The organism is Sphingomonas cynarae, assembly GCF_039537815.1.
GTDB lineage: Bacteria > Pseudomonadota > Alphaproteobacteria > Sphingomonadales > Sphingomonadaceae > Sphingomonas > Sphingomonas cynarae.
In genome coordinates this window covers 152,098-178,782 of the sequence record NZ_BAABBF010000007.1, presented here as the reverse complement: position 1 = coordinate 178,782, position 26,685 = coordinate 152,098, and the positions used below count along the sequence as shown (strand labels likewise).

Annotated in this window: 27 protein-coding genes and 2 tRNA genes; 10 read left to right on the top strand and 19 right to left on the bottom strand. The window is 66.3% G+C overall.

Annotation, left to right across the window (positions count from 1 at the left end):
• Window positions 1–258: 258 nt before the first annotated feature.
• Genes ABD719_RS14990 through ABD719_RS14980 form a run of 3 tightly spaced genes read right to left on the bottom strand, consistent with a single transcriptional unit; the run spans window position 259 to window position 2,713 of the window.
• Complete coding sequence (locus ABD719_RS14990; RefSeq protein ID WP_425567183.1) at window positions 259–564, bottom strand: 2Fe-2S iron-sulfur cluster-binding protein; 306 nt, start codon at window positions 562–564, stop codon at window positions 259–261.
• Window positions 561–1,646, bottom strand: a complete 1,086-nt coding sequence (locus tag ABD719_RS14985) for a cysteine desulfurase family protein (protein ID WP_344694179.1) — start codon at window positions 1,644–1,646, stop codon at window positions 561–563. The genes ABD719_RS14990 and ABD719_RS14985 overlap by 4 nt, the downstream gene beginning before the upstream one ends.
• A complete protein-coding gene (locus tag ABD719_RS14980) occupies window positions 1,643–2,713 on the bottom strand; it encodes a cysteine desulfurase family protein (RefSeq protein ID WP_344694178.1) in 1,071 nt (356 codons plus the stop codon). The genes ABD719_RS14985 and ABD719_RS14980 overlap by 4 nt, the downstream gene beginning before the upstream one ends.
• A gap of 112 nt (window positions 2,714–2,825) precedes the next feature.
• On the opposite strand from ABD719_RS14980, the gene ABD719_RS14975 reads away from it, so the two are divergent.
• Window positions 2,826–3,482, top strand: a complete 657-nt coding sequence (locus tag ABD719_RS14975) for an alpha/beta hydrolase (protein WP_192129003.1) — start codon at window positions 2,826–2,828, stop codon at window positions 3,480–3,482.
• Between the two features lie 307 nt (window positions 3,483–3,789).
• Here ABD719_RS14975 and ABD719_RS14970 read toward each other — a convergent pair whose 3' ends face one another.
• Both ABD719_RS14970 and ABD719_RS14965 read right to left on the bottom strand, forming a co-directional pair.
• On the bottom strand, window positions 3,790–3,966 hold the full coding sequence (locus tag ABD719_RS14970; protein WP_344694177.1) for a hypothetical protein: 177 nt from the start codon (window positions 3,964–3,966) through the stop codon (window positions 3,790–3,792).
• Window positions 3,963–4,925 (bottom strand): threonine ammonia-lyase, encoded by a 963-nt coding sequence (locus ABD719_RS14965; RefSeq protein ID WP_344694176.1) that lies wholly within the window; start codon window positions 4,923–4,925, stop codon window positions 3,963–3,965. The genes ABD719_RS14970 and ABD719_RS14965 overlap by 4 nt, the downstream gene beginning before the upstream one ends.
• A 187-nt stretch (window positions 4,926–5,112) precedes the next feature.
• Here ABD719_RS14965 and ABD719_RS14960 point away from each other — a divergent pair, with 187 nt between their 5' ends.
• Both ABD719_RS14960 and ABD719_RS14955 read left to right on the top strand, forming a co-directional pair.
• Window positions 5,113–6,309 (top strand): type III PLP-dependent enzyme domain-containing protein, encoded by a 1,197-nt coding sequence (locus tag ABD719_RS14960; RefSeq protein WP_344694203.1) that lies wholly within the window; start codon window positions 5,113–5,115, stop codon window positions 6,307–6,309.
• Between the two features lie 141 nt (window positions 6,310–6,450).
• Window positions 6,451–7,515 (top strand): 1,9-bis(guanidino)-5-aza-nonane synthase, encoded by a 1,065-nt coding sequence (locus ABD719_RS14955; protein ID WP_192128997.1) that lies wholly within the window; start codon window positions 6,451–6,453, stop codon window positions 7,513–7,515.
• A 38-nt stretch (window positions 7,516–7,553) separates the two neighbouring features.
• On the opposite strand, the gene ABD719_RS14950 is transcribed toward ABD719_RS14955, so the two are convergent.
• Window positions 7,554–8,765, bottom strand: coding sequence for a pyridoxal-dependent decarboxylase, exosortase A system-associated (locus ABD719_RS14950; RefSeq protein ID WP_344694175.1), 1,212 nt, complete (start codon window positions 8,763–8,765; stop codon window positions 7,554–7,556).
• 138 nt (window positions 8,766–8,903) lie between these two features.
• On the opposite strand from ABD719_RS14950, the gene ABD719_RS14945 reads away from it, so the two are divergent.
• On the top strand, window positions 8,904–10,076 hold the full coding sequence (locus ABD719_RS14945; protein ID WP_344694174.1) for a glycerophosphodiester phosphodiesterase family protein: 1,173 nt from the start codon (window positions 8,904–8,906) through the stop codon (window positions 10,074–10,076).
• Here the strand turns inward: ABD719_RS14945 and ABD719_RS14940 are convergent.
• Window positions 10,062–11,570: an AMP-binding protein gene (locus ABD719_RS14940; protein ID WP_344694173.1), complete on the bottom strand. Its 1,509-nt coding sequence runs from the start codon at window positions 11,568–11,570 to the stop codon at window positions 10,062–10,064. The two genes, ABD719_RS14945 and ABD719_RS14940, sit on opposite strands and share 15 nt — an antisense overlap.
• An 82-nt stretch (window positions 11,571–11,652) precedes the next feature.
• Between ABD719_RS14940 and ABD719_RS14935 the strand changes: the two genes are divergently transcribed.
• Complete coding sequence (locus ABD719_RS14935) at window positions 11,653–11,916, top strand: acyl carrier protein (protein ID WP_344694172.1); 264 nt, start codon at window positions 11,653–11,655, stop codon at window positions 11,914–11,916.
• A 16-nt stretch (window positions 11,917–11,932) separates the two neighbouring features.
• Here the strand turns inward: ABD719_RS14935 and trxB are convergent, their stop codons facing one another.
• On the bottom strand, window positions 11,933–12,901 hold the full coding sequence (gene trxB / locus ABD719_RS14930; RefSeq protein ID WP_344694171.1) for a thioredoxin-disulfide reductase: 969 nt from the start codon (window positions 12,899–12,901) through the stop codon (window positions 11,933–11,935).
• 109 nt (window positions 12,902–13,010) lie between these two features.
• On the opposite strand from trxB, the gene ABD719_RS14925 reads away from it, so the two are divergent.
• From ABD719_RS14925 to fdhD, 3 genes are all read left to right on the top strand, one after another.
• Window positions 13,011–15,293 (top strand): FdhF/YdeP family oxidoreductase, encoded by a 2,283-nt coding sequence (locus ABD719_RS14925; protein WP_344694169.1) that lies wholly within the window; start codon window positions 13,011–13,013, stop codon window positions 15,291–15,293.
• Entirely contained in the window at window positions 15,290–15,802 is a 513-nt protein-coding gene (locus tag ABD719_RS14920) for a molybdenum cofactor guanylyltransferase (protein WP_344694168.1), read from the top strand. Before ABD719_RS14925 ends, ABD719_RS14920 begins: the two co-directional genes overlap by 4 nt.
• Window positions 15,803–15,864: 62 nt before the next feature.
• Window positions 15,865–16,602: a formate dehydrogenase accessory sulfurtransferase FdhD gene (gene fdhD / locus ABD719_RS14915; RefSeq protein ID WP_344694202.1), complete on the top strand. Its 738-nt coding sequence runs from the start codon at window positions 15,865–15,867 to the stop codon at window positions 16,600–16,602.
• On the opposite strand, the gene ABD719_RS14910 is transcribed toward fdhD, so the two are convergent.
• From ABD719_RS14910 to ABD719_RS14900, 3 genes are all read right to left on the bottom strand, one after another.
• Window positions 16,581–16,657 (bottom strand) — tRNA-Met (locus tag ABD719_RS14910). The two genes, fdhD and ABD719_RS14910, sit on opposite strands and share 22 nt — an antisense overlap.
• A 46-nt stretch (window positions 16,658–16,703) precedes the next feature.
• The gene (locus tag ABD719_RS14905; protein WP_344694201.1) at window positions 16,704–17,207 is read right to left on the bottom strand and encodes a 2'-5' RNA ligase family protein; all 504 of its coding nucleotides are present in this window, start codon (window positions 17,205–17,207) and stop codon (window positions 16,704–16,706) included.
• Between the two features lie 20 nt (window positions 17,208–17,227).
• Complete coding sequence (locus ABD719_RS14900) at window positions 17,228–19,240, bottom strand: potassium transporter Kup (protein WP_425567181.1); 2,013 nt, start codon at window positions 19,238–19,240, stop codon at window positions 17,228–17,230.
• Between the two features lie 95 nt (window positions 19,241–19,335).
• On the opposite strand from ABD719_RS14900, the gene ald reads away from it, so the two are divergent.
• Entirely contained in the window at window positions 19,336–20,436 is a 1,101-nt protein-coding gene (ald, locus tag ABD719_RS14895) for an alanine dehydrogenase (RefSeq protein WP_344694167.1), read from the top strand.
• 49 nt (window positions 20,437–20,485) lie between these two features.
• Window positions 20,486–20,707, top strand: coding sequence for a DUF3072 domain-containing protein (locus ABD719_RS14890; RefSeq protein ID WP_344694166.1), 222 nt, complete (start codon window positions 20,486–20,488; stop codon window positions 20,705–20,707).
• Window positions 20,708–20,719: 12 nt separating this feature from the next.
• On the opposite strand, the gene ABD719_RS14885 is transcribed toward ABD719_RS14890, so the two are convergent.
• The 8 genes from ABD719_RS14885 to ABD719_RS14850 all read right to left on the bottom strand — a co-directional run bounded on the left by ABD719_RS14885 (window position 20,720) and on the right by ABD719_RS14850 (window position 26,663).
• Entirely contained in the window at window positions 20,720–21,349 is a 630-nt protein-coding gene (locus ABD719_RS14885; RefSeq protein ID WP_344694165.1) for a tetratricopeptide repeat protein, read from the bottom strand.
• Window positions 21,349–21,747, bottom strand: coding sequence for a cytochrome c-type biogenesis protein (locus ABD719_RS14880; RefSeq protein WP_344694164.1), 399 nt, complete (start codon window positions 21,745–21,747; stop codon window positions 21,349–21,351). Before ABD719_RS14880 ends, ABD719_RS14885 begins: the two co-directional genes overlap by 1 nt.
• Window positions 21,744–22,271, bottom strand: a complete 528-nt coding sequence (locus ABD719_RS14875; protein WP_344694163.1) for a redoxin family protein — start codon at window positions 22,269–22,271, stop codon at window positions 21,744–21,746. The genes ABD719_RS14880 and ABD719_RS14875 overlap by 4 nt, the downstream gene beginning before the upstream one ends.
• On the bottom strand, window positions 22,268–24,181 hold the full coding sequence (locus tag ABD719_RS14870; RefSeq protein WP_344694162.1) for a heme lyase CcmF/NrfE family subunit: 1,914 nt from the start codon (window positions 24,179–24,181) through the stop codon (window positions 22,268–22,270). Before ABD719_RS14870 ends, ABD719_RS14875 begins: the two co-directional genes overlap by 4 nt.
• Window positions 24,171–24,605, bottom strand: coding sequence for a cytochrome c maturation protein CcmE (ccmE, locus tag ABD719_RS14865; protein ID WP_344694161.1), 435 nt, complete (start codon window positions 24,603–24,605; stop codon window positions 24,171–24,173). The genes ABD719_RS14870 and ccmE overlap by 11 nt, the downstream gene beginning before the upstream one ends.
• 97 nt (window positions 24,606–24,702) lie before the next feature.
• Window positions 24,703–25,452, bottom strand: a complete 750-nt coding sequence (gene ccmC / locus ABD719_RS14860) for a heme ABC transporter permease CcmC (protein ID WP_344694160.1) — start codon at window positions 25,450–25,452, stop codon at window positions 24,703–24,705.
• A 63-nt stretch (window positions 25,453–25,515) separates the two neighbouring features.
• Window positions 25,516–26,565, bottom strand: coding sequence for a Glu/Leu/Phe/Val family dehydrogenase (locus ABD719_RS14855; protein ID WP_344694159.1), 1,050 nt, complete (start codon window positions 26,563–26,565; stop codon window positions 25,516–25,518).
• 21 nt (window positions 26,566–26,586) lie between these two features.
• A tRNA-His gene (locus ABD719_RS14850) sits at window positions 26,587–26,663 on the bottom strand.
• Between the last annotated feature and the right edge of the window lie 22 nt (window positions 26,664–26,685).

Genomic DNA, 26,685 nt, shown 5'->3' with positions numbered 1-26,685 from the left:
CCGGTTGTCATATCGTCAGCTTTGCCGACGCCGATCAGCCCCGGCCGTCATGCACCCCCCGCCGTCATGGCGAGCGCAGCGAAGCAATCCAGTGCCCCGAACACGACGGCCGATGGCCCGCCTATGTCCTACACACTGACCCCGCGCTATGGAGGAATCGGTCGGTCTTTCACCTCACCGGGCGGCAAGCGGCACCGTCCCACGAACCCCTGTAGGATGCGACTTTAGTGACTTTCCGGTGTGACTTTCCGATCGCGGTCAGGGTATCCGCACCGTCATCCCATCGAGCACTTCGGTCAGCCTGATCTGGCACGACAACCGGCTGGTCCGCGTCGCGTCCGGCACCAGATCCAGCATGTCCTCCTCGTCCCCGCCCGCCGGCGGCACGCGATCGAAATCGGCTGCATCGACAACGACATGGCAGGTCGCACAGGCAAGCTGACCGTTGCAGCTTCCCTCCAGCGGCTGCCCCGCCGCCTGCGCCGCATCGAGCAACCGGTCGCCCTCGCACCCCGCCGCCGCGATCACGTCGCCGTCACGCGTCACGAAGCGCAGCCGGATCACCGCTGCGCCCCCGCCGCCGCGATCAGCCGCTCGATCGCGGCGGTGAACCCGCCCGTCTCGGTATAGCGGCCGAACCCGATCCGGATCGACGACCGCGCCGCCGCCTCGTCCAGCCCGATCGCGCGCAGCACATGGCTCGACCGGCCCGAGCCGCTGGCGCAGGCCGATCCGGCGGAGAACGCCAGATCGCGGCAATCCGACATCAGCCGCGCGACATCCAATCCCGGCCGATACAGGTTCAGGTTGCCGCGATACCGTGGCGCCTCCGCCCCGTTCAGCCGCCAGCCCCCCGCACCGAACGCCGCCATCGCGATATCCCGCAATCGCGCGATCAGCGTGGCGTCGTTCTCGCCCAGGCTCGTCATCAGCCCTGCCGCCACCCCGAACCCGGCGCACAGGGCGGGACTGAGCGTACCGGAACGCCCCGGCGCCTCCTGCCCGCCGCCATGCAGCAGCGGCGCGGGCACGACACCATCGCGCAGCCACAGCGCACCGATCCCCTTGGGGCCATGGACCTTGTGGGCCGACATGGCCACCAGATCGCAGGTCGCGGGAATATCGACCCGGCCATAACCCTGCACCGCATCGCACAGCATCAGCGCACTGGCGGCATGCGCCATTTCCGCCAGTGCGGCGATCGGCTGGATCACCCCGATCTCGTTGTTGACCAGCATCGCCGCGACCAGCCCGGTGCCGGGCACGATCGCGGCACGCGCGGCATCCAGATCGACCAGCCCGTCGCGGCCCACCGGCAGGATCGTCACCGCCCGCCCCCGCGCCGCTTCCGCCGCCACCGTGTCCAGCACCGCGGCATGTTCGGTGGCGAGCGTCACGATGCCGCCGGTCGTGCCCTTGATCGCCCAGTTCAGCGCCTCGGTCGCACCGCTGGTGAAGGCGACGCGCCCACCCGCCGGCAGCAGCGCTGCGACCCGGTCCCGCGCCACCTCCACCGCCGCCCGCGCGGCGCGGCCGGGGCGATGCGATGAATGGGGATTGGCGTGCTGGTCGCGCAGCCAGGGCAGCATCGCCTCCAGCGCCTCGGGCGCCAGCGGTGTCGTCGCCTGATAGTCGAGATAGGTCATGCCACCAGCCGCCGCGTCGCCCGCGCCACATCGCGCCACGCCGCGATGAAGGCGTCCACTTCCCCCCCGGTCGTGGTCCGGCCGAAACTGATCCGGATCACCTCGCGCCCCGCCGCCTCGTCCCAGCCCATCGCGGCCAGCACATGGCTGGGCTTCATGCTGCCGCTCGCACAGGCACTGCCCGCCGATACCGCGAAGCCGCCCAGATCGAGCCGGATCAGTTGCGCGGCGGACGCGGTACCCGGCAACCGGTACGACCCGATCGCCGGATGGCGCGGCGCGCTCGCCCCCACCACCTGTCCGCCGGAACGGACCACGGCATCGTCCAGCCGCGCGCGCAGCGGTGCCAGCCGCTCGGCATCCTCCGCCTCGGCGATCGCGGCGGCATAGCCCAGCACGGCGGGCAGGTTCTCGGTGCCGGGGCGATAGCCGCGCTCCTGCCCGCCGGTCGGCATCAGCGTCGCCAGATCGCGGACCAGCAGCGCCCCGATTCCCGGCGGCCCGCCGCGCTTGTGGGCGGACAGCGCGATAAAGTCGGCATGACCGGCCAGCGAGGTGCCGGCGGGCATCTGCGCGGCATCGACCAGCAACAGGCCGCCGCCCGCATGGATGGTGGCGGCGATGTCGGCGATCGGCTGGCGCACCCCGGTCTCGCTGTTGCACCACTGCACCGCCACCAGCGGCCGGTCGGGCGCGGTGGCCAGCCACCCGGCCAGCGCCGCCTGATCGATCAGCCCGTCCGCGCCGACCGGCAGCACGGCGGCGGCCGGCGCGGCGCGCAACACCGCGTCATGCTCCACCGCGCTCACCGCGACCGCCGCCGCCACGCTGCGCCCCAGCGCGATGGCGAGCGATTCGCTGGCGCCGCTGGTGAACAGCGTCTCGTGCCGCCAGCCATAGGCGTCGGCGACCGCCCGTCGCGCGCCCTCCAGCGCCGCCTTCGCCGCCCGTCCTTCGGCATGGGGGGAGGACGGGTTGGCCCAGTCGGCCAGCGCCGCCACCATCGCCGTGCGGGCGGCGGCGGTCATCGGCGTGGTCGCGGCATGGTCTAGATAGATGCGGGGCACGGGGCGGGTTTCCGGTGGTGCCGTGGGGCACCGATTGCGAAAGGGCGGGTTCGGGCTATATAGCGCGCCACGTCCCGCGCTCCACCCGGCGCGCCCCGATTGGTGAGTTTCCATGCCCGAAGTCATTTTTCCCGGACCCGAAGGCCGTCTGGAAGGGCGTTTCGCGCCGGCCCCCCGCCCCCGCGCGCCCGTCGCGATGATCCTGCATCCGCACCCCAGCGCGGGTGGTACGATGAACAACCGGATCGTGCAGGAACTCTACAAGACGTTCCAGCGCCGCGGCTTCGCGACGCTGCGCTTCAACTTCCGCGGCGTCGGCAAAAGCCAGGGCGTGTTCGACAACGGCATCGGCGAGCTGTCCGATGCGGCCTCGGCGCTCGACTGGGTGCAGAGCTTCCATCCGGAGGCATCGTCCACCTGGGTCGCGGGCGCGGGCTTCGGCGCGTGGATCGGGATGCAGTTGCTGATGCGCCGCCCGGAGATTCGCGGCTTCATCTCGATCGCGCCGCCGGCAAACCTGTTCGACTTCACCTTCCTTGCCCCCTGCCCCTCGTCGGGCATCATCATCCAGGGCGAGAATGACGAGGTCGTCACGCCGGGATCGGTGCAGAAGCTGGTCGACAAGCTGCGCACGCAGAAGCACATCACGATCCACCACGACACGATCCCGAAGGCGAACCACTTCTTCGAGCACGAGATGCCCGAGCTGATGGGCAGCGTGGACAAGTATCTCGACATGCGCCTCGATCCGAGAAGCCCGATCAAGTAAGGCGCGCCGGCAAGACCCGGCCACAGGCCGGGTCGAGCGTGATCGGCGCGCCCGGCCGACGGCGCTCAAAGCGCCGTTCGACGACACGGGCTTTGCCCGTGGCCGGGCCACTGCTCCATCCCCGTCACCTTGGCGCCGACAAGACTACTGCACCTCCCCGGCGATAGCCGGGGTCCAGTTGGGCGACGCGTGGTAACGACATACTACGGCCTTCCCACCTGGGCCCCGGCCTTCGCGGGGAGGCAACCGTGGCGGACGGCCATACCCATTCCGCCCGTGCGGCGATGACGGGAGCGGGGAAGCCCCCCTACACCGTCCAGATCAGCACGTTCCCCAGCAACACCACCGCCATCACCAGCATCAGCACGCCCTTGCGCCGGTCGCGCCGCCGCAACAGGGCGATGCCGCCGGCGACACAGGCGAAGCATCCCAGCATCGCGATGGCGGGCGCCGCCGCCGCGATCGACCCCAGCGGCCCGGTCACGCCGCCAGCGCCCTGGCATAACCGGCCATGTCGACATTGCCGCCGGACAGCATCACCAGCATCCCCGCCTCCACGGTCACCCGCCCGGCCAGCACCGCCGCCAGCGCCACCGCGCCGCCAGGCTCGACCACCAGCCGCAGTTTCTCCGCCGCCCAGCGTTGCGCGGCCGCGATCTGCACCTCGCTCACCGTCACGCCCGTCGCATCGCGTCGCGACAGGATGTCGAAGGTCAGCGGCGATACCCGCGTCGCCTGCAGCGAGTCGCAGGCGGTGGGCGGCGGGTTGGGGCCGACCGGCTCGATCCACGATGCCTCCAGGCTGCGGCGCATATCGTCCCAGCCTTCCGGCTCGACCACCGTCATGCGCGCCTCGGGCAACGCCAGCGCCAGCCCAGCCGCCAGCCCGCCGCCGCCGCACGGCGCCACGACCTGCAACGGCACACCGAGCCCGGCCGCGATCATCTGCACGCTGGCCTCGATCCCTGCCGATCCCTGCCCTTCGACGATCCATGGATCGTCGAAGCTGGGGACCAGCGTGCTGCCCCGCGCCTCCGCCAGCCGGGCGGCGATCATTTCCCGGCTTTCGGTGGCACGGTCGTAATCGACTACCTCCGCTCCCAGCGCCAGCGTCGCCTCCCGTTTGGTGCGGGGCGCGTCGGCGGGCATCACGATCGTCGCCGCGATGCCCAGCCGGCGCGCGGCCCATGCGACCCCTTGCGCATGGTTGCCGGACGAGAAGGCGACGACGCCGCGTGCGCGGCTCGCCTCGTCCAGCGCGGTCAGGCGGTGCCATGCCCCGCGCAGCTTGAACGACCCGATCGGTTGCAGGCATTCCGCCTTGAATGCCACCGGCAACCCGTCGAATTCATGGACGAACAGCGGCGACGGCGGCAGCACGCGGGCGATCTTGTCGGCGGCATCGCGGACCCCCGCCCGTGTCGGTTGTCGCAAAATTGTCACTTTTCATCCTCTCATCGCATCAGCCACTTTACATGCGGGTTCGGCGACCCTAGATCGCGCCTCCGCTGCCCCATGGGACTTCCAACCGCAAGGCAGCTTTTTCGTCGTCATGCCGCAAGGCAATTGGAGGTCCCTTGATTTGCAACATCACCCCGCGCTGGCGTTAGCGCCCCGTTCGACAGCCCGTATTGTCGCGGGCCTCGACATCGCCAAGAGCAAGCCGGTCGACCCGGTGACGCTTGTTCGTCCGCACGCTGCTGCGCGCGCCGCCCGGTTCTTCGTCGAGAAGTTCCCCGGTCGCTCGATGTACGCGGTAAAGGCGAACCCGTCACCCGATCTGCTGCGTGTCTTGTGGGACAATGGCATCACGCATTACGACACCGCCTCGATCGCCGAGGTACGTCTGGTCTTGTCCACCCTGCCCGGGGCGGTCTGCTGTTTCATGCATCCCGTGAAGTCGCCGGAAGCCATTGCAGAGGCGTATTTCGTTCACGGCGTCCGCACGTTCTCGCTCGACAGCATGGAAGAGCTGGAGAAGATCGTGGCGGCGACCATCCAGGACGATGGCAGCGCGGCGACCGACCTGACGCTGTGCGTCCGGATGCGGGTGTCGTCGGAATATGCCAAGCTCAGCCTGGGTTCGAAGTTCGGCGTCAGCGTCGAGGAATCGCGCGAACTGCTGATGGCCACCCGCCAGGCGGCGGACGCGCTGGGCATCTGCTTCCATGTCGGCAGCCAGACGATGTCGCCCGATGCCTATGCGGGCGCGATGGAGCGCGTGCGTGCGGCGATCGTCGGCGCGGCGGTGACGGTGGACGTCATCGATGTGGGCGGTGGCTTTCCCTCCGCCTATCCCGGCATGACGCCGCCGCCGCTGGAGCGTTTCTTCGAGACGATCCACCGTGCGTTCGAAAGCCTGCCGGTATCCTATTCGGCCGAACTCTGGGCCGAACCGGGCCGGGCGCTGTGTGCCGAATACGCCTCCGTCGTCGTCCGCGTCGAGCGACGGCGCGGGACCGAATTGTTCATCAACGACGGCGCCTATGGCACGCTGTTCGATGCCGCGCATATCGGCTGGAAATATCCGGTGCAGTTGCTGCGGCAGCCAGAGTCGGACGCGCGTGACATGGACTTCAGTTTCTGGGGTCCGACCTGCGACGATATCGACTATATGAAGGGCCCGTTCCCGCTGCCCGCGGATACGAACACCGGCGATTATTTCGAGATCGGGATGCTCGGCGCCTATGGCACCGCGATGCGCACCGGCTTCAACGGCTTCGGCACGGGCGACACCGTGCTCGCCGGGGACGAGCCGATGCTGTCCGTCTACCTGGATGACCAGCCGGTCGCAGCAGTACGGACGGGCAACGTCGTCAAGCTGTAACGGTCCGCCGTCATGATCGGCTGTCCCGGTTCGCCGGGACAGCCGATCACCTGTTTCGCCTGATCCCGCCGGGATCACGGTACCGGGGTTTCCGCGTCCCCTTTAACGACGACGGCTCGCGAACGAATACCGGAGTTTCGCATGAACGACCTTTCCCACGACGCCCAGAAGAACGCTCAGCGCAAGGCAGAACTGCTCTCGACCACCGTCGAGCATATCGACATCACCAAGTTCGATGCGCGTCCGATCGTCGACGCGATGAAGAAGATGAGCTTCACCAGCCGCGACCTCGGCCGCGCGACCGACATCTACAACCAGATGCTGGCCGACAAGGACTGCTCGATCTTCCTCGTCATCGCCGGGTCCACCTCGGCCGGCGGCTGTATGGACCTGTATGCGGAACTGCTGCGCAACAACATGATCGACGGCATCGTCGCCACCGGCGCGACCATCGTCGACATGGATTTCTTCGAGGGTCTCGGCCACAAGCATTATCAGGCGCTGGAAGTGCCGGACGACGATACGCTGCGCTCGCTGCTGATCGACCGCATCTACGACACCTATATCGACGAGGAGCAGCTCCAGCACGTCGACCACACGATCTTCGAGATCGCCGAGACGCTGGAACCCCGCCCCTATTCCAGCCGCGAGTTCATCCGCGAGATGGGCAAGTACCTCGTCGAGCATGGCAAGAAGGAGAACAGCCTCGTCAAGCTCGCCTATGAGCATGACGTGCCGATCTTCTGCCCGGCGTTCGTCGATTCGTCGGCCGGGTTCGGCTTGGTCAAGCATCAGGTCGATGCGGCCAAGGCCGGCAAGCCGTACATGGTGCTGGATGCGATCGCCGACTTCCGCGAACTGACCGACATCAAGATCAAGGCGGGCACCACCGGCTTGCTGATGATCGGCGGCGGCGTGCCGAAGAACTTCATCCAGGACACCGTCGTCTGCGCCGAAATCCTCGGTCACGATGATGTGCAGGTCCACAAATATGCGGTGCAGATCACCGTCGCCGACGTGCGTGACGGCGCCTGTTCGTCCTCGACGCTGCAGGAGGCGGCATCGTGGGGCAAGGTGAACACCGGTATCGAGCAGATGGTGTTCGCGGAGGCCGGTTCGGTGATGCCGCTGCTGGCATCCGACGCCTATCATCGCGGCCTGTGGAAGGACCGGGTGAAGCGTCGCTGGGGCGCCAGCTTCGACTGACCCGATGAAGCCCCTCCCCCGACGGGGAGGGGCTTTTTCTAGGTAACAATTTCCGCGGCCGGCGGATGGCCCAGAAAGGCGGACGGACTCGCCGTCGCGCCGTAGGCCCCGGCAAGGAACACCGCGATCAGGTCGCCGACCTCCGCTCTCGGCAGCGCGACCCGGTCACCCAGCCGATCGAGTGGCGTGCAGAGCGGGCCGACGACGTTGACCGTCTCGGTCGCCTCCTCACCCATCCGGTGCGCGACCGCGATCGGATAGTTGCGGCGCACGACGGTGCCGAAATTACCGGAAGCGGCCAGCTGGTGATGCAGGCCGCCGTCGAGGATCAGGAACGTCTCGCCCCCGCTTTCCTTGCGATCGACCACGCGGGCGAGATAGACGCCCGCCTCCGCCACCAGCCAGCGACCCAGTTCGATCGCGAACCGGCTGTCGCGCAGCACCGCTGGCCGTCCAGCCAGCGCGGCGTCCAGTCGCTCCCCGATCACCTCGACATCGAGTGGCCGGTCCCCGGCGAAATAGGGCACGCCGAAACCGCCGCCGAGATTGACCAGCGGCGGCACCGCCCCCGCCTCTTCCGCCAGTCGCGCCGCAAGTACCAGCGTCGCGGCTTGCGTATCGGCGATGGCCCCCGCGTCCAGCGCCTGACTGCCGGCGTAGAGGTGGAAGCCGCGCCAGTCCGCTCCCGCCGCGATCAGATGCCGGACCAGGGCCGGCACGCGTATCGCGTCGATCCCGAACGGCGATGGCCGCCCGCCCATCTTCATCCCCGAACCACGCAGTTCGACATCGGGATTGACGCGTACCGCCAGTCGCGGCCGTTGCCCCAGCCGGTCGGCGATGGCGAGTGCCCGGCTCGCCTCCCCTTCCGATTCCAGGTTCAACGTCGCCCCCGCCGCGATCGCTGCCGCCAGTTCCTCGTCACGCTTGCCGGGGCCGGCGAAGCTGATCGCCCCGGCCGGCTTCACCGCCAGCGCCCGACCCAGTTCGCCGGCGGAAGCAACGTCGAGGCCGTCGACCAAAGGCGAGATAGCGGCGAGCAGACCCGGATGGGGATTGGCCTTGATCGCGTAATGCAGATCGACCGTCGGCATCGCCGCGCGGAACCGGGCGATGCGTGCCGCGACGATCGCAGGATCATACACGAACACCGGTGTCTGCCCGGCCCGGTCGACTGCGGCACGGCCTGCGATCGTCAGCATTCCGGCCTGACCTGAAAAATCAGGCGGCAACGGTCCCATCGGCTTCATCGCCTGGCCTCTCGTCGTGGATCAATCATATCAACGCTGTCACAAAGCCTTTATCGATCTGTCACGGTTCTGATGCGAACCCATGGTTAATGCCCGTTCAGGGCGGCACCCCGTGCCGCGTTCGGGGAGCAGTATCTCATGTCACGTCATATCCGTTTCGCCACCCTTCTTCTTGCCGGCGTGACCGGGCTGGGCGCCGTCGCCGAGGCTGCAACCCCGATCGTCTTCGCGCATCGCGGCGCCAGTGCCTATCGCCCCGAACACACGCTCGCCTCCTACACGCTGGCGATCGAACAGGGCGCGGATTTCATCGAACCCGATCTCGTCTCGACCAAGGACGGCATTCTCGTCGCGCGGCATGAGAACGAGATCGGCGGCACCACCGACGTCGCGGACCGCCCCGAATTCGCCAGCCGTCGGACGACCAAGACGATCGACGGCGTCCGCATGACCGGCTGGTTCACCGAGGATTTCACGCTCGCCGAACTGAAGACGCTGCGCGCCGAGGAACGCATCCCCGGCACCCGTCCCGGCAACACCGCCTATAACGGCCAGTTCCAGGTGCCGACCCTGCAAGAGGTGATCGATCTGGTGAAACAGAAGGAGATCGAGACGGGTCGCAAGATCGGCATCATCCCCGAAACCAAGCATCCGACCTATTTCGACCGGCTCGGCCTGTCGATGGAGGAGCCGCTGGTCGCGACGCTGAACGCCAACGGCTATACCGGCAAGGACGCCAACGTCTTCATCCAGTCGTTCGAGGTCGCCAATCTGGTCGAGCTGAACAAGCTGACCGAGGTGCCGCTGGTCCAGTTGATGACCACGCGCGGCGGACGGCCGTGGGACTTCATCGCATCGGGCGATACCCGCACCTATGGCGACCTGCTGACCACCGCCGGACTGGCCGGGGTCAAGGCCTATGCCGATGTGCTCAGCACCGACAAGAGCGTGCTGATCCCGCGCAATGCGGCCGGGCGGCTTACCAATCCCACCTCGGTGATCGCGGATGCCCATGCGGCGGGACTGCTGGTGGTGCCCTACACCTTCCGTCCGGAAAATACCTTCCTGCCGACCAACCTCAGGAACGGCACCAGCGCCAATGCCTTTGGCAACGATCAGGCGGAATTCCTCGCCTTCCTGAACGCGGGCGTCGACGGATTGTTCGCGGATGCGCCGGACCGGGCACGCGCCGCCGTCACGCTGTTCGCCTCGATGGTGCCGGAGCCATCGAGCTGGGCGATGATCCTGGGCGGCTTCGCCCTGATCGGCGGCTCCTTGCGCCGCCGCGGCCGGGCGCTAGTCCGCGCCTGACAGCGCCGCCCGGATCGCAGCGCGATCCAGCTTGCCATTGGCATTCCGGGGCAAGACCGGGTGCCAGGCGTAGCGGACGGGTTGCATGAAACCCGGCAGGTCGATGCGGAGGCGGGCGCGCAACGCCGCCTCCGCCATCGGCTCGCCGGCCAGCGCCACCGCGATCACCTGCCCCTGCCGCTCGTCGGCGACGCCGACCGCCACCGCCTCGCGCGCCTCTCCACCCGCCAGGATCGCTTCTTCCACTTCCTGCGGGCTGATGCGGTGGCCGGCGCTCTTGATCATCTCGTCATCGCGACCGACGAAGCGGAACAGGCCGTCCGCATCCTCGGTCACGGTATCGCCTGACCATACCGCGACACCTCCAGAGCGTGCAAAGGCGGGGGCGGGGCGGAATCGCTGCGCGGTCCGCGCTGCATCGCGCCAGTAACCCTGCGCCACCAGCGGCCCGGCATGGACCAGTTCACCCGACTCACCTGCCCCGGCACGCGTTCCGTCGGAACGGACCGCCATCACCTCTGCAAACGGGATCGCCCGACCGATCGAATCGGGATGTGCATCGACCAGCGCCGGATCGAGATAGGTCGATCGGAACGCCTCGGTCAGTCCGTACATCGGATAGATGCCGGCCTCGGCGAATTGCTGTCGCAGCGCCCGTATCATCCGCGGTGTCAGCGCACCGCCAGAATTGGTCAGCCGGCGCAGCCGTGCGGCGGTCTCCGCCGGCCACTCCGCCTCCAGCAATTGCGTCCATAGCGGCGGCACACCCGCCAGCGTCGTCGCGCCGGTCCGCTCGACCGCCTTTACCACGTCACGCGCGGTCAGATAGTCGAGCGGCGCCACCGCCGCCCCCGCCGCCCATGTCGAGAACAACTGGTTCTGCCCGTAATCGAACCCCAGCGGCAGGACGCCCAGCACCCGGTCCGCAGGGGTCAGCCGCAGATAATGCGCCACCGCGATCGCCCCCAGCCACAGATTGGCATGGCTGAGCATCACCCCCTTGGGCCGGCCAGTCGATCCGGACGTGTAGAGAATCGCCGCCAGCATGGCCGGATCCGCATCGGACGGCGCCATCCCCCCGCCCGCCAACGGCACCGTCGCCTCAGCGACCACGGTGCAGGTCGCCGGCACGTCGTCCGGAACAAGGGTCGCCGCCCGTGACGGCTGGGTGACGAGCAGACCCGCACCGCTGTCGGCCAAGATATGCGCGACCTGCGCCCGGCGGAGTGCGGGATTGATCGGCACATGGACCAGTCCCGCCCGCACCGCGGCGAGTGGCATCACACAGGCGGTCCGCGTCTTGGGCAGCCACGTCGCCACCCGGTCGCCCGGCGTGATGCCCTGCCGGGCCAGCCATGCCGCAGCGGCGGCGACCGCATCCTCCAGCGCCGCGTACGTCAAGACGCCCGCCCGGTCGATCAGCGCCGTCGCTTCGGGCGCACCGCGCAGCGTCAGCCGGTCGAGCGGGCGGGGAACGGGATCAGGGTCGTTCATCACCGGGGACATAGCAGGGCCGTTGCCGTTTTCATCCCCGCACGCTACCGCGCCGCGCAACGAAGCCGGGGACAGGATGACGATGCGCAACCCAATCGACGATCAGGTTCGCGGCGTGCTGGCCGATACGCTCGGCCTGTCCGCCGACCGCGTCGCCGCCTTCACGGACGACACGCCGCTGTTCGGTGCGTTACCCGAACTCGATTCGATGGCGGTCGCAGGCGTGCTGACCGAACTGGAAGACCGGATCGGTATCCTGATCGAGGATGACGAAGTCGATGGCGACATGCTGGAGACGTTCGGCTCCCTGGCCGATTTCGTCCGGCGCAAGGCCACCGTCGCCTAATGGTTCGGCGGCGGCTTCACTCCGCCGCTTGTGCCAGTTCCTCGAATTCCGCTGCCGCAAGGAAGCGCTCGGCATCCAGTGCGGCCATGCACCCGGTACCGGCGGCGGTCACCGCCTGACGGTAGATCTTGTCCGCCACATCGCCGCACGCGAACACGCCGGCCACGCTGGTCCGGGTCGATCCGGTCTCGACCGCGATATAACCGTCGTCGTCGAGCGCGAGGTGGCCACGAAACAGCTCTGTCGCGGGATGATGACCGATCGCGACGAAGCCGCCCTCGACATCGAGACGACTATGCTCGCCGGTCACGGTATCTTCCAGATCAAGCGCCACGAGGCCGGCATTGCCGCCGCCGTCGACGAATTCGCGGACTTCCTTGTTCCACAGCACCGTGATCGCGGGATGGGCGTGGAGGCGTTCCTGCAGGATGCGTTCCGCGCGCAAGGTGTCGCGGCGGTGGATCAGCGTCACGTCGTCGCTGTGGTTGGTCAGGTACAGCGCCTCCTCGACCGCGGTGTTGCCGCCGCCGATCACCGCCACCTTCTTGCCGCGATAGAAAAAACCGTCGCAGGTGGCGCAGGCGGACACGCCCTTGCCCTTCATCGCGTCCTCGCTCTCCAGCCCCAGCCACTTGGCCTGCGCCCCGGTGGCGATCACCAGCACCTCACCCTCGTACACGTCGCCACCATCACCGATCAGACGGAACGGGCGGCGCGACAGGTCGACCTCCACGATCGTGTCCCACATCAGGCGGGTGCCGACATGTTCCGCCTGCTTCTGCATCTGCTCCATTAGCCACGGGCCCTGGATCACGTCGGCGAAGCCGGGATAGTTCTCGACATCGGTCGTCGTGGTCAACTGGCCGCCGGGCTGGATGCCCTGCACCACGATCGGCGCCATTCCCGCCCGTGCGCCATAGATGGCGGCGGACAGCCCGGCGGGGCCGGAACCGAGAATCAGCATGCGCGTGGTATGGGTGGTCATCGAACGATCCTGCAATGTGGTGCCCATCTAGGCGTATCGATGGCGAATTTGAACCTGCCCCGCATCGAAACCCCGCCCCGGCGCGTTCCGCTATCAAGCGGAGGATGGCATGAGCGACGATAAAGACGTGGTAATCAAGGAATATACCGCTCCTGCCGGGGGCTGGGGATCGATGAAGGGCATGTCCAGGATACTGCCCAAGGAAGGGATCAGCCCCGACCTGCTCGACGCGCTGCGCCGTCAGAACAAACCCGAAGGCGTGATGTGCGTCAGTTGCGCGTGGGGAAAGCCCGCCAAGCCGCACATCGCCGAATTCTGCGAGAACGGCGCGAAGGCGACCGCGTGGGAACTGACGGGGTTGCGCGTGACCCCCGATTTCTTCCAGCAACACACCGTCTCCGAACTGGAAAGCTGGCCCGATTACGATCTGGAACAGGCCGGTCGGTTGACCCATCCGATGAGGTACGATGCGGCCACCGATAAATATGTCGCGGTCGGCTGGCAGGAGGCGTTCGACGCGATCGGCACCACGTTGAAGGCATGCGATCCGACCAAGGTCGTGCTCTACGCGTCCGGCCGTGCCAGCCTTGAAACGTCATTCATGTACGGGCTGTTCGCACGGATGTGGGGTCAACAGAATCTGCCCGATTCGTCGAACATGTGCCACGAGACGACCTCGGTCGGGATGAAGAACGCGATTGGATCGCCCGTCGCGACCATTCAGATGGAAGATTATGACAAGTGCGACGCGATCTTCGCGTTCGGGCAGAATGTCGGTACAAACGCGCCGCGGATGCTGCACACACTGAAGGACTGCGCGGACCGCGGGGTAGAGATCGTGACGTTCAACCCGCTGCGCGAGCGCGGGTGGGAACGGTTCGCCGATCCGCAGAACCCGGTACAGATGGCGGGGGGCAAGCCGACCCAGATATCCAGCCAGTATCACCAGGTAAAGGCCGGCGGCGACATCGCCGCGCTCCTGGGCATGTGCAAATATGTGATCGAGGCGGACGACCGCGCGGTGGCGGAGGGCGGCGCCCGCGTGCTCGACCATCATTTCATCGAGCAGCATACGGTACGCTTCGACGAGTTCGCCACTTTCTGCCGCAACGCGCACTGGGACGAGATCGTCCATGAAAGCGGTCTCAGCCGTAACGCGATCGAAGGTGCCGCACGGGTCTACGCCAAGGCGGAGCGGGTGATCGCGGTCTACGGCATGGGCATCACGCAGCACCGCTACGGCATGGACAGCCTGTACATGCTCATCAACTTCCTGCTGCTACGCGGTAATATCGGCCGCGAGGGGGCGGGACCGGGGCCGGTGCGCGGACATAGCAACGTGCAGGGCCAGCGCACTGTCGGCATCACGGAGAAGACCGAACTGGCGCCGGTCGAGCGGCTGAAGGAACTGTTCGAGTTCGAGCCACCCACCGAAAAGGGCTGGGACACGGTGGAGGCGTGCCGCGAGATCATCGCCGGCACCGCGCAGGGTTTTGTCCAGCTCGGCGGCAATTTCCTGCGCGCGACGCCCGAACATGCCGCGATGAAGAAGGCATGGGCCAATCTGCCGATCACCGTCCACATCGCCACCAAGTTGAACAAGAGCCATCTGGTACCGGGCAAGCAATCCTATATCCTCCCCTGTCTGGGCCGGATGGAGCAGGACATGCAGGCGAGTGGCCGGCAGGCGGTGTCGATGGAGGATTCGTTCAGCCATATCTACGGCTCGGTCGGCAAGGCGACGCCGGCGGCGGAGACGCTGCTGTCCGAACCCGCGATCGTCGCCGGCATCGCCAAGGCGGTGCTGCCGCCCAATCCCAATGTCGACTGGAACGCGTGGGTTGGTGACTATGGCCTCGTCCGCCATGCGATCGAGAATGTCTATCCGGACAAGTTCGCCAACTACAACGAACGTCTGTTCGAACCGGGCGGCTTCTGGAAGGGTAATCCCGCCGCACATCGCGAATGGCAGACGGAAAGTGGCAAGGCGGAGTTCAACGTACCGCGTGCGCTCAATTCCAGCGGCTTCGCGGAGAAGGATGGGCGGTTCCGGCTGGTGACGCTGCGGTCGAACGACCAATTTAACACGACCATCTATGGCTATGACGACCGTTTCCGCGGCATCAAGGGGACGCGAATGGTGGTGATGATGAACCGGGCCGATATCCTGCGGCTGGGCCGCAACGACGGTGATACGATCGCGTTGGAAAGTGATGCCGATGACGGGGTCGAACGCGTCGTGGATGGACTGCGCATCGTCGAATACAACATTCCGGAAGGAACGATCGCCGGTTATTATCCCGAGCTCAACTACCTGATCCCGCTCGAACATCATGCTCTGGAAAGCCATGTACCGGCAGCCAAGTCGGTGCCGGTACGCATCCGGACATGAGCCGGCTGCTCGGCGCCGTCCTGGCAGGCGGGCTGTCGTCGCGATTCGGATCGGACAAGGCACAGGCGATGCTGGGCGGGCAATCGCTGATCGACCATGCCGTGGCCATGCTGCGCCATCATGCCGATGACGTGATCGTTGTCGGTGCGCGCGCACGTGGATTGTCCGACCTGCCGCGAGAGGGACTAGGGCCACTCGGCGGTATCGCCGCGGCGCTCGACTATGCTGCGACCCATGGGTTCCGGTGCGTGCTGACGATCGGCTGCGACATGCCGCGCCTTCCTGAAACGCTGATCCCCGCGCTCCTCGAACGCGGCCCTGCCTATTGCGAGGATGCGCCGGTTTTGGGGCATTGGTCGGCAGCGCTCGGTGCGCATCTGCTGTCGCATATAGAGGTTGCGCCAAATCGATCGGTACGCGGCTGGGCACGCAGCGTCGGCGCGTTGCCGATCATGTCTCCCGCCCCGTTAGCCAACGTCAACACGGTCGAGGACCTGATGGCGTTGTGACTGGTGGCCGGACGCGCGACGTTACCCTGCTGAGGCCCGACGGGACGACGGCAGGGGAACGGATGATAGCGGTGGAGGCGCCGGTTTCGATCGAGGTCGACGGTCTTGGCTATGCCGTGATGATGATGACGCCGGTCGACCTGGCGGCGTTCGCGACCGGTTTCATGCTGACCGAACGGCTGGCCGACAATGCCGCAGACGTGATCGATGTCGATCCTTTCGAGACGGCCGATGGCTGGATCGTCCGAATCGCGCTGGCTGACCATTGCCGCGGTCGCATTTATGACCGAGTCCGCCATCGGACCAGCGACACCAGCTGCGGGCTATGCGGAATTGCCGGGCTGGAGCAACTTCGCCGCCCTGCCCCTGTCGCTCCCCCGCCGCGAACCACGTCAGCAGCGCTGTTCGCTGCTTTGGGGGCAGTTCGCGACCATCAGCCACTGAATGCCTCAACCGGCGCCACCCATGCCGCGGTCGCCTGCGACGCCGAAGGGCAGATCGTGGCGGCCTATGAGGATGTCGGACGCCACAACGCGCTCGACAAGCTGGTGGGCGGATTGGCGGGGACCCCGATCGACGGCTTCATCCTCGTCACCTCGCGAATCAGTTTTGAGATGGTCGACAAGGCGTTGATCGCGGGTGCGTCGCTGTTGGTCGGGGTATCCGCCCCGACGACGCTGGCGATCGATCATGCGGTAGCGCACGGCCTGACGCTGATCGCACTCGCCCGTGGCGACGCGATGCTGGTGGTCAACGATCCGTGGAAACTCTTCACAGCTGGTAGCGAAGGAGGGACTTGAACCCCCGACCCCAGGATTATGATTCCCGTGCTCTAACCAGCTGAGCTACTTCGCCACCTAGCTGTGAAGAGCGGCGCTGATAGGCAGGCATATTCCTCCCGTCAAGCGAACATATGCCGAGAAAGTGCTTCCCATGGTCCGCCGCGATACCACCACGTTGCCAGCCCGGTGAGTTCGACAGGCCGGGGGCGGAAATCCTTGCCCAGCCGGTCGAGCAGCAGCTTGGCGACGTTGGGCGTCACCTTGTTCTGGATCGTGACGTGCGGGCGCCAGCCGCCCGCATCCTGCGGGGTCAGCAGCCCGGCGAAAGCCTCAACCAGATCGGCACGGATCGCAGCGAGGCCTGGTGAATCGATGCGATAGGCGACACCGCGCCCCAGCGACATCAACCCCGCCACTCGTGCATCGGGTGCGCGGATGCCGCGCGTCGCCTGCCCCAGCCGATGCTTCAGTTCGTCCGCCGACGATGGCGGCAGGTGGTGGAACAACGTGCAATGCGCTGACAGCACATTGCGCTCGGGCGGGAAGAACTCGGTCCGCTGGGCATCGAACCAGCCCTGATCGCCCCGCCCGAACAATGCGGTCACGATGATCGGTGCCGCCATCGAGGGCGGTGCGGCGTCGGTCAAATCTCCACCTGACTGCCGAGCTCGACCACCCGGTTCGACGGCAGACGGAAGAACTCCATCGCGCTTTCCGCGTTGCGCAGCATCCACGCGAACAGCTTTTCACGCCACAGTGCCATCCCCGGCCGGTCTGATGCGATCAGCGTCTGGCGCGACAGGAAGAAACTGGTGTCCATCATCTTCACCTCGCTACCGGGACCATAGGCAGCCTTGAGCGCGGCGGGGACGTTGGGTTCCTCCATGAAGCCGAAGCGCAGCACGACGCGGTGGAAGCCATGGCCCAGTTCCTCGTGCTTCACCCGTTCCGCCTGCGGCCAGTATGGCTGATCGGCGATCGCCACGGTCAACAGGATGATACGGTCGTGCAGGACCTTGTTGTGCTTCAGGTTGTGGAGCAGCGCGTGGGGGACACCCTCTGCGGTGGAGGTCATGAACACGGCGGTGCCAGGCACCCGGCTAGCCGAGGTGGCGGCAGAGGTGATGAAGACCTTGATCGGCATCGCCGCCTCGCGCAGGCGGTCGATCATCAGCTTGCGGCCCGTGGACCAGGTCGTCAGCGCCGTGAAGACGACCGCGCCGACCAGCAGCGGGAACCAGCCGCCATCGGGCACCTTGGTCAGGTTCGACGAGAAATAGGCGCCGTCGATCATCAGGAACAAGCCAACGAACAGCCCCGATGCCCAGACCGGCCATTGCCACACCCGCCGGATCAGCACACCGACCATGAACGTGCTGATGAACATCGTGCCTGTCACTGCGATCCCGTACGCCGCGGCAAGGTTGGACGATTCGCGGAAGCCAAAGATCAGCAGCAGAACCATGATCATCAGCGCCCAGTTTACCACCGGGATATAGATCTGCCCCGCTTCCGCCGCGCTGGTATGTTCGATCCGTAGACGCGGCATCAACCCCAGTTGCACCGCCTGCTGCACGACCGAGAACGCCCCGGTGATCACCGCCTGGCTGGCGATGACGGTCGCCATCGTTGACAGGATGACCAGTGGCAGGCGCCAGTCCTCCGACGCCATCAGGAAGAACGGATTGGCCGCTGCCTCGGGCTGGTCGAGCAGCAGCGCTCCCTGCCCCAGATAGTTGATCATCAGCGCCGGGAAGACGAGATAAAGCCACGCGACCTCGATCGGGCGACGGCCGAAATGGCCCATGTCTGCATAGAGCGCCTCCGCTCCCGTCACTGCCAGCACGACCGATCCGAGAGCAAGGAAAGCGAGCATCCCGTCGGTCATCACGAAACGGACCGCCCAGCGCGGGTCGATTGCCTGCAGCACGTCGGGCCGGCCCATGATGTTGATGACGCCCAGCACCGTCAGCACGGTGAAATAGACCAGCATGATCGGGCCGAACAGTTTGCCGACGCTGCCCGTCCCGCGCGACTGGATGTAGAACAGCCCGATCAGAATCGCGACCGCGATCGGGATAACGAACGAATCGAACCCCTGCTCGACCGTCGCCAGCCCCTCCACAGCCGACAGCACCGATACGGCGGGCGTGATCATGCAATCGCCGAAGAACAGGGCGGTAGCCAGAACCCCAAGGATGACGAGGCTTGGCCCCCAACGCCCGCCGCCGGTGCGCCGCTGGATCAGCGCGAGCAGCGCCAGACTACCACCCTCGCCGTTGTTGTCCGCCCGCAGGATGACGAGGACGTATTTCAGCGTCACGATCAGCAGCAGTGACCAGAAAATCAGACTGACGACGCCGAAGATGTGGAGTTGATCGACCGTCAGCGGGTGATGACCGACGAACACCTCCTTCATCGCGTAGAGAGGGCTGGTGCCGATATCGCCATAGACGACACCGATCGCACCAAGCGCAAGCCGGGCGAGACCCTGCTTGGGATGATGTTGATAGCCGTCCGCCACCGTTCCGGCGACCGCGGCTGTCTTGCTGGTGGAGGTGCTCACCGGGGGATCGATCGATCCGCGATGGCTGCTGCCGCGTCCATGATGAACAACGTACTTTCGAGCACTGTCATGAGGCAGCGCGATTAGCATGCGCCCCGCCGGGCTGCAACGATGACATGCAGCGCGGGACAGGCAGCGCTTCCGCGCGTTATAGGGAGCGGATAAGAACACCAAGAGAGGTCATCATGAAGGTCGGCGTTCCCAAGGAAATCAAGAATCACGAATACCGGGTCGGCCTGACCCCGCCATCGGTCGCCGAACTGGTTGCCGCCGGGCATGAGGTCGCGGTGGAGACCGGTGCCGGTGCCGGCATCGATTTCGACGACGAGGCTTACCGCGCGGCAGGCGCGACGATCCTGCCGGATGCGCCGGCTGTATTCGCCGCATCCGAGATGATCGTGAAGGTCAAGGAACCCCAGGCGAGCGAGATCGCGCTGCTGGAACCACGCCACCTGTTGTTCACCTATCTTCACCTCGCGGCGGACAAACCGCAGGCGGAGGGCCTGATGGCGTCGGGCGCGACGTGCATCGCGTACGAGACGGTGACGGCTCCCGGCGGTGGCCTGCCACTGTTGAAGCCGATGAGCGAGGTCGCGGGGCGGATGTCGGTGCAGGTCGGCGCGCATTATCTGGAAAAGGAACAGGGCGGGCGCGGCGTGCTGTTGGGCGGCGTGCCGGGCGTGGCGCCGGCCAAGGTCGCAATCCTAGGCGGTGGGGTCTCCGGCATCAACGCCGCGCAGATGGCGGTCGGGATGCGCGCCGACGTGACCATCTATGATCTGAACATGAGCCGGCTCGCCGAACTGGACATGTTCTTTTCCAGCCAGATCAAGACCGCCTACGCCAGCAAGGCGGCGATCGCTGCGGCGGTGAAGAACGCGCATCTGGTGATCGGTGCCGTACTGGTGCCGGGTGCCGCTGCCCCCAAGCTGGTGACACGCGAGATGTTGAAGACGATGAAACGGGGCAGCGTGCTGGTCGATATCGCGATCGATCAGGGCGGTTGCTTCGAAACCAGCCATGCGACCACGCATGAAGATCCGGTGTTCGAAGTAGATGGCGTGATCCACTATTGCGTTGCCAACATGCCCGGCGCCGTCGCGAGGACCTCCGCCTTCGCGCTAAACAATGCGACGCTGCCGTTTGCGCTCAAGCTTGCCGGTCAGGGTGCGGAGGCGGCGATGCGGGGCGATCCGCATCTGGCCGCGGGGCTCAACGTCTCGGCCGGCAAGATTCGCCATCGCGCGGTGGCCGAGGCGCTCGATCTGCCGTTCGAGCCCGCGTGACCGGAACACAATGGGAACGGGAGTGTTGGTGGCGGGAAAGGAATTTCCCATGACTGACACTCCCAATCCCAAGGCCGAACCCTTCTCCAACGCCGAGAAGGACCCGGACGACTGGACCACCGGTGACGAACCGATGACCGGGGCACAAGCCAGCTATCTGAAGACGTTGAGCGAGGAAGCTCATGAAGAGTTTGATGACTCGCTAAGTAAGGCGGATGCATCGAAGCAGATTGATGCGCTTCAGGCCAAGACGGGACGCGGCGCTTCCTGATCGTTATGCGAATCAGGGCTGCTCGATCGCATCGATCAGGCGATCGAGCAGCCTGATGCGCTTTTCTACGTCTTCGCGATAAGGTGCATCAGGCGTAGTCAGCGTCAGTGCCTTTCGCCATGATCTCTGCGCAGAAACCGGATCGCCTTCCCGTAACCGTGCAACTCCGAAAAAGAACCATGGCCCTGGATGCCGTGGTTCAAGGCGGTGGGCATGATCGAATGCGAGGATCGCCGCCGGAGACAGACGACCGCCATCGTGCCGGGCCAGCGCATCGCCCAGTGCCGTCCACAATTGCACGCTGTCAGGCGTACCACGAATACCACCCAGCAGGGTGTCGACCTCGTATCGTGATGACCCCGCCCGTGACAGCGCATCGGCAGCGGTCAGATACGCACTTTCCGCGCCGAACCGCCCGAACATCTGCGCCCGCAGATCGGCCAACACGGGATCGACTATCCGTGTCTCAGGCTTGCCGGTTGCAGGCAGGCCGACCAGCATCGGTCGCCCCTGCAAGGCATAACCCGTCGCCCCCAACATCAAGGCCGCCCCCACCATCGACCACAGCAACCTTGGCACTCGCAACAGCGCCAGCGCGATGAAGGTAGCAATGCCGATCAGGATGAGCATCAGCCAGCCCATCAGCGTCGCCGCCGGAAGCTGCTGCGGGCGATCCAGACCCCGAGCGCAATCAGGATGACGGGGGCAGCCCATAACGGCCATGTCATGGCGTCGAGCGGGGGATCATAGGTGATATAGGTGCCGTAGCGGTCGATCAGCCAGTCCCTGATCGCAGCAGGCGATTCGCCGGTACGAATGCGCTGGCGAACAAGCGCGCGCATGTCGCCCGCCATCGTCGCATCGCTATCGGCGATCGACTGGCCTTGGCAGACCACGCAACGCAGCGTCTCCATCAATGCCTTGGCCGATGCCTCCTGCGCGGGATTTGCCAATTGCGTGTCGGCAAGGGCGGCGGGCGCGACCGTCTGTCCGGCAGCCGTGGTCGCCAGCAGCAGCAAGGGGATCGCCAGCCCCTTCATCGCAGTGCCCTGACCTCGGCGATGATCGCGTCGACCTGATCGGCACGGATGTCGCCGACATATTGGCGCACGACCCGACCATCGCCGTCGATCAGAAAAGTCTCGGGCACGCCCGACGAGCCTAGTGACAGTTGCACCGCGCTGGCCCGGTCGTCTCCGATCCTGGCATAGGGGTCACCCAGCCGGCGCAGGAAGGACTGTACCGCAGGCGCGGTATCGCGAATCGCGATTGCGTCGATCGGGATGCCGGCGGCGCGGAGTCGCATCAACTGCGGTGCTTCCGCGATGCAGGGCACGCACCAGCTGGCGAAGATGTTGAGCAGGCGCGGTCCCTGCCCCTGCATCGTCGCGCTCGTCAGGCCGGGCTTGCCGGGCACCAGTGGCGGCAGCACGAAATCGGGCAGCGGCTGACCGATCAGTGCCGACCGTATCGTGGGATCGGCCGGACGCCAGAGTCCGCCCGCGACGACCGCCAGCAGCACGAGGAATGCCGCCAATGGCAGCCAGAGAAGATGGCGGCTCATAACCACGCCTCCACCGCAGGACGGCGGCGCGGACGGAGACGACCGATGAGCGACAATGCGCCGCCCAGCGCCACCAGCACCCCACCCAGCCAGATCAACGTCACGAACGGCTTCCACCACAGGCGTAGCTGCCACCGTCCGTGCCCGTCCGCTGCACCCAGCACAGTATAGAGCTGGCCGTCCGTCAACGTCGCGATCGCCGATTCGCTGGTCATCGTAGGCGGATCGGTGAAGACGCGCGATTGGGGAAACAGCTCCCGTTTCGTACCGTCGCGTTCCACCTTCAGCCGGGCCTGCACCGCGGACCAGTTGTCCTCGACGCGCGGCGACAGCCCGTCCAGCGTCACGCGGAACGGCCCGACCCGCGTCGCCTCACCGGGGCGTAACGCGATCAATCGCTCGGTGGTGAAGGCCGCATCGCATGCCATTCCCGCCATCGACACCGCGATGCCCAAGTGCGCGATCACCATGCCCCATGTGAACAGCGGCGTACGGCGTAGATTGCGCCCCCATAATGGGGCGACACTGGCGATGGCGAGGCCCGTGGCCAGGCTGAGACCCAGCAGCGGTAACACCCCGATCGGCATGGCGAACACGACCAATGCGGCAAAGGCAAAGGCTGCGGCGGCGATCGGCCACGTCGCGCGAACGATCACCGCCTGCACATTGTCTCGCCGCCAATGCAGCAGCGGCCCCGCCGCCATCACTACCACCAGCGCCAGCGCGACCGGGCCTGCCGCCTTGTTGAAGAACGGCGGCCCGACCGACAACTGCACACCGAACCCGGCCGCGACCAGTGGATAGAGCGTGCCGATCAGCACGATGCCGAGGATCACCGACAGCAGCAGATTATTGGCGACCAGCCCACCCTCGCGGCTGACGGGATCGAACATCGTGCCCTGCCGCACCGTCCCCACCCTCGCCGCGAACAGCGTCAGCGCCCCGCCGATGTAGAGCGCTAGCAGCACGAGGATGAAGGCACCTCGCCGGGGATCGACGGCGAAGGCGTGGACACTCGTCAGGATACCCGATCGGACGAGAAAGGTGCCGAGCATGGACATCGAGAAGGCGACCACCGCCAGCATCACCGTCCAGGCGCGCAGGCCGTCGCGCGTCGCCAGCACCGTCACCGAATGAAGCAGCGCAGTCGCCGCCAGCCACGGCATCAGTGAGGCATTCTCGACCGGGTCCCAGAACCACCAGCCGCCCCAGCCCAATTCGTAATAGGCCCAGTAGCTGCCCGCCGTGATCCCCAGCGTCAGGAATATCCACGCCCCCAGCACCCAGGGACGCATCGCCCGTGCGAAATCGCGCCCGACATCTCGGGTGACGAGCGCACCCACCGCAAACGAAAAGGCCACCGACAATCCGACATAGCCCGCGTAGAGCGTTGGCGGATGAAAGGCCAAGCCGGGGTCCTGTAACAGCGGATTTAGACCCGCCCCGTCGAGCGGCGCGGGATCGAGCCGGGCGAACGGGTTGGACGCGAACAGCAGGAAGGCATAGAAACCCAGCGCGATCAGCGCCTGTGCGCCCAGGGTTGCGACCAGCGTCGGTTCCGCCAGACGTCGTTCGAACAATGCGACGGCGCCACCCGCCATCCCCAGGATCGTCACCCAGAGCAGCATTGACCCTTCGTGGTTACCCCACGCACCGGCGACCTTGTACAACCAAGGCTTGGCGGAATGGCTGTTCGCGGCGACCAGCGCGACGCTCATGTCCGATCGCCAGAAGACCGCGATCAGCATGGCCATCGCAACGATCGCCAGCGCGCCCTGCACGATCGCGACCGGGCGTACCGCCACCAGCGCATCGTCGCCACGACGCAGCGCCACAGCCGCCATTAGCAGTTGAAGCGTGGCCAGCGCTGCGGCCAGCCATAGCGCGGCAAGACCTGCCTCAGCGAGCAAGCGTCTTCGTTTCGTGCATCTTGCCCGCCAGTTCGGGGGGCATGTATTTCTCGTCATGCTTGGCGAGCAGGTTGGACGCGACGAAACTGCCGTCACGTCGGAACTCTCCTTCCGCCACCACACCCGATCGTTCGCGGAACAGATCGGGGACGATTCCGGCGAAGGTGACGGGCGTCGTCGCCCGGCCATCGGTGACGACGAAGCGGACGGTCACCCCATCCACGGCGCGCTGCACCGATCCGGCTTCGACCATGCCGCCGAGCCGTACCGCGCGGCCGAGCGGCAGACCCTGACTCACCACGTCGGACGGCGCATAGAAGAACGCCGCCTGATCCCGCAGCGCGGACAGCGCCAGCAACGCCGCCACACCCACCGCCCCCAAAGCGAGCAGGACCAATACCAGCCGCTGGCGCTTCGCCGTCATCGCTCTGCCCGTTTCATCGCGAGATAGCTGACGATCGCCAGCACGGCGGTGCCGCCCAGCGTTACCGCATAGGCGACAGCAACGAACGGCCAAGGGTTCATATCCGTGCCATCCGGCGCATCCGCGCCTCCGTCTTGGCCACCGCCAACAACCCACGCATCCGCATCAGCACAATTGCGCCGAACAGGAAACTGAACCCCGCCACCATGATCGGCAGCGGCCACAAAATCGCGCTGTCTATGGTTGATCTGGTGAGCCCGATGCTGGGTCCCTGATGCAGGGTATTCCACCAGATCACGGAATAACGGATGACCGGCAACAATACCGTGCCCGCCAACCCGAACAGCGCCGGAACCCGACCATCGCCGCCCCGATCCGCATCCGCACGGGCCAATGCCATATAGGCGCAATAGACGAAGAACAGCAGCAGCATCGAGGTCAGCCGTCCGTCCCACTGCCACCACGTTCCCCAGGTCGGCCGCCCCCAGATCGATCCGGTGACGAGGCACAATGCGGCGAACACCGCCCCAGGCAGTGCGATCGCACGCGCCGCGACGGCAGCCAGCGGATGCCGCCAGACCAGCAGCGTGATCGACGACAGCGCGATCCCGCTCCACCCGCCCATGCCCAGCCAGGCGGCAGGGACATGGATATAGAGAATTCGTACCGTTTCACCCTGAAGATAATCGGGTGGCGTTTGCGTCAGCCCGGCCCAGCAGCCGATCGCGACCAGCAGCATGCCCGTCCAGAACAGCACCGGCGTCAGCGGCCGGGCGATCTTCAGGAAGCGCGCAGGATTGGCAAGGGCATGAAGGTTGAGCAACGAGACATTCAACAAAAGAGACAAGGTTCACTATTATGGTGAAACCGTCGCCGGGTCACGCCCCACTTTCGTCGAAAACCGGGAATGTCAGCGCCCGATCAGCCCCTTGGCGATCTGGTCGGCGACATCGGCTGCGGGCAGTCCGTTGCGGTCGCTCTCGTCCCATACCTGGTTCAGGCGGGCGGGGATCTTGGCGATCCGTGCCATCACCTCCGCCTCGTCGCCATGGCCGAGATATTCCAGCCCGACATTGATGATACCCCCGGCGTTGATGACGTAATCGGGCGCATAGAGGATACCGCGCTCATGCACGCGCAGGCCATCGGCGCGGGTAGCCAACTGGTTGTTGGCGCCGCCCGCGACGACTTTAACGCGCAACTCGGCGATGGACTGTTCGGTCAGGATCGCCCCCAGCGCGTTGGGACTGAACAAGTCGACGTCCTGGATCAGGATCGCGTCGGCAGGGACGGCCGTCGCACCCAGTTCGGTGGCGAGCGATTCGGCCCGTGTCTCGTTGACATCGGCCAATGTCAGCACGGCGCCATCCTTTGCCAGCAGCCGCGCCAGACCGCCGCCGACCGAGCCCAGCCCCTGCACGGCGACGCGCACGCCCTTCATATCGGTGGCACCCAGCCCGCGCGCGGCGGCGGCCTTCACTCCCAGATAGACACCATGGGCGGTATAGGGGCCGGGATCGCCCCCCGCCGCGCCGCTGGCGACGGGCAGGCCGGAGACGTAGCGGGTCTGCCCCGCGATAATCTTCATCCGGTCTTCGGACATGCCGACATCTTCGGCCGTCACGTACCGGCCGCCGAGCGATTCGACGACGCGCCCGAATGCCTCGAGCTGTTCGGTGGTGATCGTGTCGCCGGGGTTGGCCGCCAGCACGACGCCCTTGCCGCCGCCGAGATCGAGCCCGGCCATCGCGTTCTTGAAACTCATGCCACGCGACAGGCGCAGCGCATCGGTGATGGCGCGGTCGCTGTCGGCATAGTGCCAGAAGCGGACACCGCCAGCGGCAGGCCCCAGCTTCGTGGAATGGATCGCAATGACCGCCCTCAGCCCCGACACCGGATCGGTGAACAGGTGGACGCCCTCATGGTCGTCGAAATCGGGAAAGCCCCAATCGGTGGTCATCGCGCATGTCCGGGAAGAAGGTGGGGCGACCGACGGGACTTGAACCCGCAACTTCCGGCATCACAAGCCGACGCTCTAACCAATTGAACTACGGTCGCCACGAAGAAACGCGCCCCTAGC

Bases quoted from the DNA above. Each gene is read 5' to 3' on its own strand.
- ABD719_RS14875 (WP_344694163.1), bottom strand. From the start codon at position 22,271: ATGAGCCGCCATCTTCTCTGGCTGCCATTGGCGGCATTCCTCGTGCTG.
- ABD719_RS14925 (WP_344694169.1), top strand. From the start codon at position 13,011: ATGAGCGACGATAAAGACGTGGTAATCAAGGAATATACCGCTCCTGCC.
- ABD719_RS14920 (WP_344694168.1), top strand. From the start codon at position 15,290: ATGAGCCGGCTGCTCGGCGCCGTCCTGGCAGGCGGGCTGTCGTCGCGA.
- ABD719_RS14890 (WP_344694166.1), top strand. From the start codon at position 20,486: ATGACTGACACTCCCAATCCCAAGGCCGAACCCTTCTCCAACGCCGAG.
- ABD719_RS14900 (WP_425567181.1), bottom strand. From the start codon at position 19,240: ATGCTAATCGCGCTGCCTCATGACAGTGCTCGAAAGTACGTTGTTCAT.
- ABD719_RS14880 (WP_344694164.1), bottom strand. From the start codon at position 21,747: ATGAAGGGGCTGGCGATCCCCTTGCTGCTGCTGGCGACCACGGCTGCC.
- ald (WP_344694167.1), top strand. From the start codon at position 19,336: ATGAAGGTCGGCGTTCCCAAGGAAATCAAGAATCACGAATACCGGGTC.
- ABD719_RS14975 (WP_192129003.1), top strand. From the start codon at position 2,826: ATGCCCGAAGTCATTTTTCCCGGACCCGAAGGCCGTCTGGAAGGGCGT.
- ABD719_RS14950 (WP_344694175.1), bottom strand. From the start codon at position 8,765: ATGAAGCCGATGGGACCGTTGCCGCCTGATTTTTCAGGTCAGGCCGGA.
- ccmE (WP_344694161.1), bottom strand. From the start codon at position 24,605: ATGACGGCGAAGCGCCAGCGGCTGGTATTGGTCCTGCTCGCTTTGGGG.
- ABD719_RS14955 (WP_192128997.1), top strand. From the start codon at position 6,451: ATGAACGACCTTTCCCACGACGCCCAGAAGAACGCTCAGCGCAAGGCA.
- fdhD (WP_344694202.1), top strand. From the start codon at position 15,865: ATGATAGCGGTGGAGGCGCCGGTTTCGATCGAGGTCGACGGTCTTGGC.
- ABD719_RS14935 (WP_344694172.1), top strand. From the start codon at position 11,653: ATGCGCAACCCAATCGACGATCAGGTTCGCGGCGTGCTGGCCGATACG.
- ABD719_RS14985 (WP_344694179.1), bottom strand. From the start codon at position 1,646: ATGACCTATCTCGACTATCAGGCGACGACACCGCTGGCGCCCGAGGCG.
- ABD719_RS14855 (WP_344694159.1), bottom strand. From the start codon at position 26,565: ATGACCACCGATTGGGGCTTTCCCGATTTCGACGACCATGAGGGCGTC.
- trxB (WP_344694171.1), bottom strand. From the start codon at position 12,901: ATGACCACCCATACCACGCGCATGCTGATTCTCGGTTCCGGCCCCGCC.
- ABD719_RS14945 (WP_344694174.1), top strand. From the start codon at position 8,904: ATGTCACGTCATATCCGTTTCGCCACCCTTCTTCTTGCCGGCGTGACC.
- ABD719_RS14885 (WP_344694165.1), bottom strand. From the start codon at position 21,349: ATGGGCTGGCTGATGCTCATCCTGATCGGCATTGCTACCTTCATCGCG.
- ABD719_RS14905 (WP_344694201.1), bottom strand. From the start codon at position 17,207: ATGGCGGCACCGATCATCGTGACCGCATTGTTCGGGCGGGGCGATCAG.
- ABD719_RS14940 (WP_344694173.1), bottom strand. From the start codon at position 11,570: ATGAACGACCCTGATCCCGTTCCCCGCCCGCTCGACCGGCTGACGCTG.